Consider the following 11,807-nt stretch of genomic DNA (forward strand, 5'->3'; position numbering starts at 1 on the left):
GCCCGCTCATGCGAACCGACGCCCTCGACGGAAAGAATCTCGATTACTGGTGCGCCCGCGCGTTGTGCGCGGATGACGAAGACACGCTGCGCTTCACGGCCGTCTCGCCCACCGTCGTCGTGACGGCCGCGTGCGACGCGCTCCGGCACCTCGACGCGCCGTTCGCGCCATCGGCGTCGTGGGCCGATGCGGGCGCGGTGCTCGATCGCGTGATCGACCTTCGGATCGCCGGCCACGGCGATACCGTCGAATGCGACGCGACCTTCGTCGACGGCCCGTCGACCTGCGGCGCCCGCGGCCGCACGGCCCGCGAAGCGCTGCTGCGTGCGTTCGTGCGCGCGCGCTTCGGCGACGAGGTGGGCGAGCCGCCGCCGTTCCCGCACCGGATCGAACATGGCGAGGTGGTGCGGTATGACCCGGGGGTGCCGATTCCAACTTCGGACGACGACCCGGCGACGGGCGACAGTTCGGATATTCGGTCGATTCCGCGCATGTGAGTGCAGGCGCGAGTCGGCGGTCATGTAAAAACGACAGTCCCCTTCAATCCGCATTCCCGCCGACGCCTGCCCGGCCGGCGGTCGCGCAGCAGGCACGCGCGTTGCGACGCACCGGCTTTACCGCTCGCCGCCACTCGCCCGCGCCACGCCATGGACTCCACACCGCCGTTCGCTCCACACCTCTACTTCTGCGACGCCCGCCTCGTGGGGCCGCTCGACGCGTGGCCGCCCACCTTCGCGCATATCGCCGGCATGGGCTTCGATCATGTGCTCGTCGGTGCGTTCTGGGCCGCGAGCGTCGCTGGCTTTCCGCGCCACGTGGCCGATTTCCGGCGGCCGGCGCAGTCGTTCGCGACGCGCGCGAGCGCACTCGAAACCTTCTCGCGGCTCGCGCAACTGGCGAAGGGCCACGGGCTGCGCCTGCTGCTCGAAGTCGTGCCGGATCGCATCGCACGCGAGAACCCGCTGCGCGCCGACCATCCCGACTGGTACGTCGAGCACACGCACGACGACGCGCTGATCGACCCGCGCGGCACCGCGCACGCGCTCGATATCGCGCAGGCGAACGCCGGCGACGCAGCGGCGCGCGACGCGCTCTCGGCATGGTGGTGCGCGCATCTCGCGACGTTCGCCGACGCGGGCGCGGCCGGCTTCCTGATCGACGCGCCCCATCATCTGCCGGCTGACTGGTGGCCCGGCTGGCGCGCGGCGCTGCGCCGTGCGCGCCCGGACGTCGCCGTGCTCGCCGGCGTGCCCGGCCATGCGCGCGACGCGCTCGCGCAGCTCGAAACCGCCGGCTTCGACGCGGTGTTCTCATCGGTGCGCTGGTGGGACCTGCGCGCGCCGTGGTTCGCGGACGAACACCGGCTGCTGCGGCGCATCGGCGCGCCGATCGCGTTTCCCGATGCGCCGGACGGCCCGCGTCTCGCCGACGACTGGCCCGACGCACCCGACGACACCGTCGCCCGCGCGTATCGCCGCGCGCTGTGGACGGCCGCCGCCGTCGGCACCGGCTGGCTCGTGCCGATGGGCTTCGAGCGCGGTGTGACGGTGCCGCTGATGGCCCGCGACGCGGATGCCGAACGCTACCGCGCCGCGTTCGAACACGCCCGTTTCGACCTGTCGGGCACCGTCGCCGATGCGAATGCGTGGCGCCGCGCCACGCCCGTCGTGGCGACCCGCGGCGAGATCGTGCAACTGAGCGCGCCGGGCGCGCATGCGACCGCGCTGCTGCGCGGCACCGGCCCCTTGCTCGAACACGACGACACGGCGTTGCTGATCGCGTTGAATCCCGATCTCGACGCGCCGGCCACGGTCGACCCCGCGACGATCCTGCCCGGCGTGCCGGGCGGTTTCACGCGCGTCGCCACGCACGACGGCGCGCACACGCATCCGCCTGCCGCGCTCGAGCCGTTCACGCTCGCGCCCGGCGCGTATGCGCTGCTGCACGCGTGGCAGGCGCCGCCCGTCGCCGCGCGCCCCGACGCCGCGCGCGAGCGCACCGTGCTGTCGGCGGCGCTCGCGGCCGACCGGATCGCGATCGAGCGCGTCGAGCCGTCGGTCGACGACGGCCGCTTCGCGATCAAGCGCGTGATCGGCGAGCCGCTCGTCGTTCGTGCGTCGATCTTCACGGACGGGCACGCGCATCTGGCGGCCGTGCTCCAGTGGCGCGCCGCCGACGACGATGCCTGGCGCGAAATCCCGTTCGACGCCGAGCCGAACGACCGTTGGCATGCGCGCGTCATGCTCGACCGGCTCGGTCGCCATGAATTTCGCGTGATCGCGTGGCGCGACGACTGGGCGTCGCTGGTCACCGACATCGCGAAGAAGCGGGCGGCCGGCCAGGACGTGACGCTGGAGGTGCGCGAAGCGCAACTGCTGCTCGCGACCGCGCTGAAGCTCGCCGAGCCGGCCGATCCGCGCGCGGTCGCGCAGATGGAACGGCTCGCCGCCGAGCTCAAGGACGCGTCGCCCGACGACCGCCTCGCGCTGATCGGCGCGCCCGCGCTCGCCGACGCGTTCGCGGCGCTGCGCTACCGCCCGTTCGTCACGCACGACGCGACGACCTACCCGGTCGACGTCGAGCGCCGCAAGGCGCGCTTCTCGAGCTGGTACGAAATGTTTCCGCGCTCGGCGAGCGACGACCCGCACCGGCACGGCACGTTCGACGACGTGATCGCCCATCTGCCGCGCATCCGCGACATGGGTTTCGACGTGCTGTATTTCCCGCCGATCCACCCGATCGGCACGTCCGCCCGCAAGGGCCGCAACAACAGCCTCACCGCCGGCCCCGACGACGTCGGCAGCCCGTACGCGATCGGCTCCCCCGACGGCGGGCACACGGCCGTGCATCCGCAACTCGGCACGCTCGAATCGTTCCGCGCGCTGGTCGACGCCGCGCGCGGGCACGGACTCGAGATCGCGCTCGATTTCGCGATCCAGTGCTCGCCCGATCATCCATGGCTCGCCGCGCATCCGGGCTGGTTCGCATGGCGGCCCGACGGCTCGCTGCGCTTCGCGGAGAATCCGCCGAAGCGCTACCAGGACATCGTGAACCCCGATTTCTACGCGCCGGACGCGCTGCCCGACCTGTGGCTCGCGCTGCGCGACGCGGTGCTGTTCTGGGTCGACGCGGGTGTGCGGATCTTCCGCGTCGACAATCCGCACACGAAGCCGCTGCCGTTCTGGGCGTGGATGATCGCCGACGTGCGCGGCCGGCATCCGGATGTCGTGTTCCTGTCCGAGGCGTTTACGCGGCCGGGGATGATGTACCGGCTCGCCAAGGTCGGCTTCTCGCAGTCGTACACGTACTTCACGTGGCGCGAGTCGAAGCGCGACTTCATCGACTATCTGACCGAGCTGACGGCCGGCCCCGCGCGCGAATTCTTCCGACCTAACTTCTTCGTCAACACGCCCGACATCAACCCGCGCCACCTGCAGAACGCGCCGCGCTCGCAGTTCGTGATCCGCGCGGCGCTCGCGGCGACGCTGGCCGGCTCGTGGGGCCTGTACTCGGGCTTCGAGCTCGGCGAATCGGCGCCGCTGCCGGACAGCGAGGAATACGCGGATGCCGAGAAATACGAGCTGCGCGCGCGCGACTGGAGCAAGGCCGCGCACATCGGCACGGAAATCGCGCGGCTGAACCGCGCGCGGCGCGATCATCCGGCGCTGCAGACGCATCTCGGACTCGCGTTCGTCGAGGCCGACAACGATTCGGTGCTCGTCTTCACGAAGGCGACGCCCGCGTTCGACAGCGTGGTGGCCGTCGCGATCAGCCTCGACCCGTGGCATCCGCAGGCCGCGAACTTCACGCTCGATGCGGCGCTGTGGCGCGGCCTCGGGCTGGCCGACGGCGAACCGCTCGATGCGCTCGAACAGGACGCCGCGCACGCGGAAACCTGGCGCGGCCATCGCCAGTACGTGTCGCTCGATCCGCACGTGCGGCCGTACGCAATCTGGCGGCTCGCGCCGTCTCCGGGCGCCGCGCGGGCGGCGGCGCCCGCACCGGACGACGCCCGACCCTCCTCGGGAGCCCACGGATGATGAAACGCGAAGATTCCCTCGACGACGTACGGCGCGCGCAGTTCCCGTCGCTCGCGCCGGCCGGCACGCCGCGCCGGCGCCGCGCGCGCCGCCGCGAACCCGCGCTCTGTGCGGACGATCCGCTGTGGTACAAGGACGCGATCATCTACCAGGTGCACGTGAAGTCGTTCTACGACTCGAACAACGACGGCATCGGCGATTTCCCCGGCCTGATCGCGAAGCTCGACTACATCGCCGAACTCGGCGTCGACACGATCTGGCTGCTGCCGTTCTATCCGTCGCCGCGCCGCGACGACGGCTACGACATCGCCGACTACCGCGACGTGCATCCCGACTACGGCACGCTGGCCGACGTGCGGCGCTTCATCCGCGAAGCGCATGCGCGCGGCATCCGCGTGATCGCCGAGCTCGTGATCAACCACACGTCGGACCAGCACCCGTGGTTCCAGCGCGCGCGCCGCGCGAAGCCGGGCTCCACGCATCGCGACTATTACGTGTGGTCCGACACCGACACGAAATACGCGGGCACGCGGATCATCTTTCTGGATACCGAAACGTCGAACTGGACCCACGACCCGGTGGCCGGCCAGTACTACTGGCACCGCTTCTATTCGCACCAGCCGGACCTGAACTTCGACAACCCGGCCGTCGTGCGCGAAGTGATCCAGGTGATGCGCTTCTGGCTCGACCTCGGCATCGACGGGCTGCGGCTCGATGCGGTGCCGTACCTCGTCGAGCGCGAAGGCACGAACAACGAGAACCTGCCGGAGACGCATGCGATCCTGAAGCGGATCCGCGCGACGATCGACGCCGAGTATCCGAACCGGATGCTGCTCGCCGAGGCGAACCAGTGGCCGGAGGACGTGCAGGAATACTTCGGCAACGAGGACGAATGCCACATGGCGTTCCACTTCCCGCTGATGCCGCGCATCTACATGTCGATCGCGAGCGAGGATCGCTTCCCGATCCTCGACATCATGCGGCAGACGCCGGCGCTCGCGCCGAGCAACCAGTGGGCCGTGTTCCTGCGCAACCACGACGAGCTGACGCTCGAGATGGTCACCGACTCGGAACGCGACCTGCTGTGGCAGGCCTATGCGAGCGACCGGCGCGCCCGGCTGAATCTCGGCATCCGGCGCCGGCTCGCCCCGCTGATGGAGCGCGACCGGCGCCGCATCGAGCTGATCAATTCGCTGCTGCTGTCGATGCCCGGCACGCCGGTCATCTACTACGGCGACGAGCTCGGGATGGGCGACAACATCCACCTCGGCGACCGCGACGGCGTGCGCACGCCGATGCAGTGGTCGTCGGATCGCAACGGCGGCTTCTCGCGCGCCGACCCGGAACTGCTCGTGCTGCCGCCGGTGATGGGCTCGCTGTACGGCTACGACGCGGTCAACGTCGAGGCGCAGACGCGCGATCCGCATTCGCTGCTGAACTGGACGCGCCGCATCCTCGCGACGCGCCGCGCGTCGCAGGCGTTCGGGCGCGGCACGATCCGCTTCCTGCGTCCGGAGAACCGCAAGGTGCTCGCGTACCTGCGCGAGCTGGACGGTCACGAGCCGGTGCTGTGCGTCGCGAACCTGTCGCGCGCGTCGCAGGCGGTCGAACTCGATCTGTCCGAATTCGCGGGCCGCGTGCCGATCGAGATGACGTCCGATTCGCCGTTTCCGCCGATCGGCCAGCTCCCGTATCTGCTCACCTTCCCGCCGTACGGATTCCTGTGGTTCGTGCTCGCCGAGCACGGCCGCGAGCCGTCGTGGCGGCAGCCGCATGCGGAGCCGCTGCCCGAATACGTGACGCTCGTGATGCGGCGCGGCGATACGCGGCCGGACGTCTCGCAACTGCATGCGCTCGCGCACGACGCGCTCGCGTCGTGGCTCGCGCGGCGGCGCTGGTTCGCGTCGAAGGATCGCGCGATCGGCGACGCGTGGCTGAACGTCGTCACGCCGGTGGCGGACGAGCCGTTCCAGTATGCGGAGGCGTGGGTGTCCGCGAGCGACGGCGGCGTCGAACGCTACGTGGTGCCGCTCGCGACCGCGTGGGGCGGCGAGACGTCTCATCCGTTGTTCACGCAACTGGCCCTGGCGCGCGTGCGGCGCGGCCACACGGTCGGCTACCTGACCGACGCGTTCGCGCTGCCGGCGTTCGCGCGCGGGATGCTGCGCAAGCTGCGCGACGGCGCGACGGTGCCGACGGCCGACGGCGGCCGGCTCGACTTTCTTCCGGAAGACGCGCTCGCCGGCCTGGACCCGGGCGACGACGCGGAGGTGCGCTGGCTCGCGGCCGAGCAGAGCAACAGCTCGCTCGTGATCGGCGACGCGATCGTGCTGAAGCTCGTGCGCAAGGTCGCGCACGGCGTTCATCCGGAAGCGGAAATGAGCCGGCACCTGACGCGCATCGGCTATGCGAACACCGCGACGCTGGCCGGCGAAGTCGTGCACGTCGATCCGGACGGTTCGCCGCACACGGTCGCGATCCTGCAGCGCTACGTCGACAACCAGGGCGACGCATGGACGCGTTCGTTCGATTTCCTGCGGCGCGCGATCGACGAGCTCGCGCTGCCGGCCGCGGACGACGGCGAGGCCGCCGAGACGGACGAAGCGCCCGATGCGCTGCTCGGCTACGCGGCGTTCGCGGGCATCGTCGGCACGCGGCTCGGCCAGCTGCACGTCGCGCTCGCGCAGCCGTCCGACGATCCCGCGTTCGCGCCGGAACGCGCGACGCCCGAGCACGTCGACGGCTGGTGCGTGGACGCGATCGCGTCGTTCGAGCGTGCGCTCGACGTGCTGCGCACGCGGCTCGACGCGCTCGATGCGGCCACGCGCGCATCGGCCGACGCGCTGCTCGCGTCGCGCGACGCGGCCGTGCTGGCGCTCGGCGAACTCGTGCCGCGCACGCTCGATGCGCAATGCACGCGGATTCACGGCGATTTTCATCTGGGCCAGGTGCTCGACGTGCAGGGCGACGCGCTGCTGATCGACTTCGAAGGCGAACCGGCGCGCCCGCTCGAGCGGCGTCGCGCGAAGTCGCACCCGCTGCGCGACGTGGCCGGCCTGCTGCGCTCGCTGTCGTACGTGAGCGCGACCGCGCAGTTCGCGATCGAGAAAGCGCCGCCGCAAGCCGCCGGCCGCAAGCGCGCGCTGTTCGACCGCTTCGGGCAGGCCGCCGCCGACCGCTTCGTCGAATGCTATCGCGCGGCCGCCGACCTCGCGCCCGCGCGCTTCGTCGACCCGCGCTACGCGGACCGCCTGCTCGCGCTGTTCCTGATCGACAAGGCGTCGTACGAGCTGTGCTACGAAGCCTCGAACCGGCCCGACTGGCTGAGTGTGCCGGTCGGCGGGCTCGCGGCGCTGGTCGAGCGCCTGCTCGACGACGGCGTGCCGCCCGACGACGGAGGACACCCATGACCGACACGCTGTTCGAACGCGCCGACATCGACGCACTGCTCGCCGGCCGGCATCCCGACCCGTTCGCGTGCCTCGGCCCGCACGAACAGGCCGACCGGATCGTCGTGCGGGCGCTGCTGCCCGGCGCCGAACGGGTGCGCGCGCTGGCGCCGGACGGCGCCGAGCTCGGCGCGCTCGCGTGCATCGACCGCGCCGGCTGCTTCGCGGGGACGATCGCGCACGACGGCGGCTGGCCCCATTACCTGCTCGCGATCGACTGGCCCGGTGCGCACCAGGTGACCGACGACGCGTACGCATTCGGCACACTGCTCGACGACGCGGCGCTCGCGCGCTTCTCGGCCGGCGATCCGGCCGCCGTGCTCGAGTGCCTCGGCGCGACGCCCGTGCGCATCGACGATACCGACGGCGTGCGCTTCGCCGTATGGGCGCCGAACGCGCAGCGCGTCTCGGTGGTCGGCGATTTCAACGGCTGGGACGGGCGCCGCCATCCGATGCGGCTGCGGCGGCCGTCGGGCGTGTGGGAGCTGTTCGTGCCGGGCATCGGCGCGGGCGAGCGCTACAAGTACGAGCTGCGCGCGGCCGACGGGCGCGTGCTGCCGCACAAGGCCGATCCGTGCGCGCGCGCGACCGAAGCGCCGCCGCGCACGGCGTCGGTGGTCGCCGACGTCGCGGCGCTCGACGCGTTCGCGTGGCACGACGACGGCTGGATGCAGGCGCGGCCGCGCCACGACCGCTATCGCGTGCCGTGGTCGATCTACGAGGTCCATCCGGAGTCGTGGCTGCGCATCCCCGAGGAAATGGAGCGCAGCGCGACCTGGGACGAGCTGGCCGAGCGGCTGATTCCGTACGTCAAGGGCATGGGCTTCACGCACGTCGAGTTCATGCCGATCGCCGAATACCCGTTCGGCGGCTCGTGGGGCTACCAGCCGCTCGCGCAGTTCGCGCCGTCCGCGCGCTTCGGACCGGTCGACGGCTTCGCGCGGTTCGTCGATCGCGCGCATGCGGCCGGCATCGGCGTGCTCGTCGACTGGGTGCCCGCGCATTTTCCGAACGACGCGCACGGGCTCGCGCAATTCGACGGCAGCGCGCTGTACGAGCACGCCGATCCGCGCGAGGGGATGCATCCCGACTGGAACACCTGCGTGTTCAACGTCGGGCGCACGGAGGTCGGCGCGTTCCTCGTCGCGTCGGCGCTCGCGTGGGCGCGCCGCTATCACGTCGACGGCATCCGCGTCGACGCGGTCGCGTCGATGCTGTACCGCGACTATTCGCGTAAGGAAGGCGAATGGGTGCCGAACGTATACGGCGGCCGCGAAAATCTCGAATCGGTCGCGTTCCTGCGCCGGTTGAACGACACGCTGCACGGTGCGGCCGCGCCGGCCGGCGTCGTCACCGTCGCGGAAGAATCGACCGCGTGGCCGGGCGTCACCGCGCCGACCGGCGACGGCGGGCTCGGCTTCGACTTCAAGTGGAACATGGGCTGGATGCACGACACGCTCGCGTATCTGCATGAAGACCCGATCTATCGCCGCTATCACCACGACCGCATGACGTTCGGGCTCGTGTACGCGTTCTCCGAGCGCTTCGTGCTGCCGCTGTCGCACGACGAGGTCGTGCACGGCAAGGGTTCGCTTGTCGCGAAGATGCCCGGCGACGCGTGGCAGCGGCTCGCGACGCTGCGCGCGTATTTCGGTTTCATGTGGGCGCATCCCGGCAAGAAGCTGCTGTTCATGGGCAGCGAATTCGCGCAATGGGCCGAGTTCGCGCACGATGCGTCGCCGCACTGGGACTTGCTCGACGCGCCCGCGCATCGCGGCGTGCAGCGGCTCGTGCGGGACCTCAACCGCGCGTATGCGGCCGAGCCGGCACTGCATGCGCTCGACTGCCATGCGGCCGGGTTCTCCTGGCTAATCGGCGACGACCGCGACAACAGCGTGTTCGCGTTCGCGCGCCGCGACGACGCGGGGCACCTGGTCGTCGCCGTCTGCAACTTCACGCCCGTGCCGCGCGCCGGATACCGCCTCGGGCTGCCCGCGCCGGGTCACTGGCGCGAACTGATGAACACCGATGCCGCGTCGTACGGCGGCACCAACGCCGGCAACGACGGCGCCGTGTGGGCCGAAGCCGTGCCCGCCCACGGCGAGGCGTGGTCGGCGACCTTGCGACTGCCGCCGCTCGCCACGCTGTGGCTGACACCTGCTTGATTTACCGCGCCCTCGACACGGAGATCCGCCCCATGCCGACCGCCCTGCCCGCCCGTCTCGAACCCGGCCGCTGCTACCCGCTCGGCGCCACGTGGGACGGCCTCGGGACCAACTTCGCGGTATTTTCCGCGCATGCGCAGCGCATCCAGCTGTGCGTATTCGATCCGACCGGCCGCAAGGAGCTCGCGCGCCTCGACCTGCCCGAATGCACCGACGAGGTGTGGCACGGCTACCTGCCCAACGCGCATCCGGGCACCGTGTACGGCTTTCGCGCGGACGGCCCGTACCAGCCGCAACACGGCCACCGCTTCAATCCGACCAAGCTGCTGCTCGATCCGTACGCGCGCAAGCTGGTCGGCCAGTTCCGCTGGTCGGACGCGTTGTTCGGCTATCGCGTGCATTCGAACCGGGCGGACCTGTCGATCGACCGCCGCGATTCGGCGCCCGCGATGCCGAAGGCCGTGGTCGTCGACGAAGCGTTCGACTGGAGCACCGACCGCCGCCCGAACGTGCCGTGGCGCAGCACCGTGATCTACGAGACCCACGTGCGCGGCGCGTCGATGCGCCGCGCGGGGCTGCGCCCGCCGGAGCGCGGCACGTTCGCGTCGCTCGCGCATCCGGCGTTCGTCGATCATCTGCTGTCGATCGGCGTGACGACGGTCGAGCTGCTGCCGGTCCATGCGTTCCTGCAGCAGCGCGCGCTCGTGCATCGCGGGATGCGCAACTACTGGGGCTACGACACGGCCGCGTTCTTCGCGCCGGAACCCACGTATCTCACGACCCGGCGGCTCGACGAAATGCGCATCGCGATCCGCCAGCTGCATGCGGCCGGCATCGAAGTGGTGCTCGACGTCGTCTACAACCACACGTGCGAAGGCAATCAGCTCGGCCCGACGCTGTCGTGGCGCGGCCTCGACAACGCGAGCTACTACCGGCTGCGGCCCGACGATCCGCGTTACCACGTCGACGAAACCGGCTGCGGCAACACGCTGAACCTGTCGCATCCGCGCGTCGTGCAGATGGTGATGGACTCGCTGCGCTACTGGGCGACCGCATTCAACATCGACGGCTTCCGCTTCGATCTCGGCGTGACGCTCGGCCGCGAGGATCACGGCTTCGAGCCGGGCGCGGGGTTTTTCGACGCATTGCGGCAGGACCCGGTGCTCGCGCAGCGCAAGCTGATCACCGAGCCGTGGGATCTCGGCCCCGGCGGCTATCAGCTCGGCCGCCATCCGCCCGGTTTCGCCGAATGGAACGACCGGTTTCGCGACACCGTGCGGCGTTTCTGGCGCGGCGACGCCGGACAGCGCCCGGAACTGGCCGCGCGCCTGTCGGGCTCGGCCGACCTGTTCAACCACGGGCGGCGCCGCACGTGGGCGTCGGTCAATTTCATCACCGCGCACGACGGCTTCACGCTGGCCGACCTCGTGTCGTATGCGGGCAAGCACAACGACGCGAACGGCGAGGACAACCGCGACGGTCGCGACGACAACTGCAGCGCGAACTGGGGCGTCGAAGGGCCGACCGACGACGCGGCGATCCGCGACGTGCGCGCACGCGTCGCCCGCTCGATGCTCGCGACGCTGTTTACCGCACTCGGCACGCCGATGCTGGTCGCCGGCGACGAATTCTGCCGCACGCAGCAGGGCAACAACAACGCGTATTGCCAGGATAACGAACTGTCGTGGCTCGACTGGGACCTGGCGCAGAGCGAAGAAGGCGTGCAGATGACGCGCTTCGTGTCGCGGCTCGCCGCGCTGCGGCGCATGTACCCGGTGATGTCGGCGCCGCGCTATCCGTCGGGCGACCGCGACGGCGCGCCGGGCATGCGCGAGATCGGCTGGTTCGACGAACGCGGCGATGCGCTCACCGTGCCCGCCTGGGAAGACGGCGAAGGCCGCGCGCTGACGATGCGGCGCGTCGGCACCGGCCGCACCGGCCGCACCGAGGCGTTGCTCGTGATGCTGAACGCGTCGGCCGCGACCATCACGTTCATGCCGCCCGCGCCCGTGCTCGAGTACCGCATCCTGCTCGATACCGCCACACCCGACGCCGGCCCGCGTTCGTGGCCGGAAGCCGGGCTCGACGTCGCCGCGCACGCGGCCGTGATCGCGGTCGCGGCCGTGCCGCCCGATCACCCTTCCTGAGGACCG

At 71.0% G+C, this 11,807-nt stretch carries 5 protein-coding genes; all 5 read left to right on the forward strand.

All coding sequences use genetic code 11. The features are described from left to right. Nucleotides 1-8: 8 nt before the first annotated feature. The 5 genes from WS95_RS00080 to glgX all read left to right on the forward strand — a co-directional run bounded on the left by WS95_RS00080 (nucleotide 9) and on the right by glgX (nucleotide 11,801). A complete protein-coding gene (locus tag WS95_RS00080) occupies nucleotides 9-497 on the forward strand; it encodes a phage protein NinX family protein (RefSeq protein WP_059821615.1) in 489 nt (162 codons plus the stop codon). Nucleotides 498-647: 150 nt separating this feature from the next. After that, nucleotides 648-4,040 (forward strand): maltotransferase domain-containing protein, encoded by a 3,393-nt coding sequence (locus WS95_RS00085; RefSeq protein ID WP_059821616.1) that lies wholly within the window; start codon nucleotides 648-650, stop codon nucleotides 4,038-4,040. After that, a complete protein-coding gene (gene treS, locus WS95_RS00090) occupies nucleotides 4,040-7,450 on the forward strand; it encodes a maltose alpha-D-glucosyltransferase (protein WP_059821761.1) in 3,411 nt (1,136 codons plus the stop codon). Before WS95_RS00085 ends, treS begins: the two co-directional genes overlap by 1 nt. Next, nucleotides 7,447-9,654: a 1,4-alpha-glucan branching protein GlgB gene (glgB, locus tag WS95_RS00095; protein WP_059821618.1), complete on the forward strand. Its 2,208-nt coding sequence runs from the start codon at nucleotides 7,447-7,449 to the stop codon at nucleotides 9,652-9,654. Before treS ends, glgB begins: the two co-directional genes overlap by 4 nt. 32 nt (nucleotides 9,655-9,686) lie before the next feature. After that, complete coding sequence (gene glgX, locus WS95_RS00100; protein ID WP_059821620.1) at nucleotides 9,687-11,801, forward strand: glycogen debranching protein GlgX; 2,115 nt, start codon at nucleotides 9,687-9,689, stop codon at nucleotides 11,799-11,801. Nucleotides 11,802-11,807 lie beyond the last annotated feature (6 nt).

It is taken from the genome of Burkholderia sp. MSMB1826 (assembly GCF_001526325.1).
GTDB lineage: Bacteria > Pseudomonadota > Gammaproteobacteria > Burkholderiales > Burkholderiaceae > Burkholderia.

Coding starts and splice junctions, on each gene's coding strand:
- WS95_RS00080 (WP_059821615.1), top strand. CDS start 9: ATGCGAACCGACGCCCTCGACGGAAAGAATCTCGATTACTGGTGCGCC.
- WS95_RS00085 (WP_059821616.1), top strand. CDS start 648: ATGGACTCCACACCGCCGTTCGCTCCACACCTCTACTTCTGCGACGCC.
- treS (WP_059821761.1), top strand. CDS start 4,040: ATGAAACGCGAAGATTCCCTCGACGACGTACGGCGCGCGCAGTTCCCG.
- glgB (WP_059821618.1), top strand. CDS start 7,447: ATGACCGACACGCTGTTCGAACGCGCCGACATCGACGCACTGCTCGCC.
- glgX (WP_059821620.1), top strand. CDS start 9,687: ATGCCGACCGCCCTGCCCGCCCGTCTCGAACCCGGCCGCTGCTACCCG.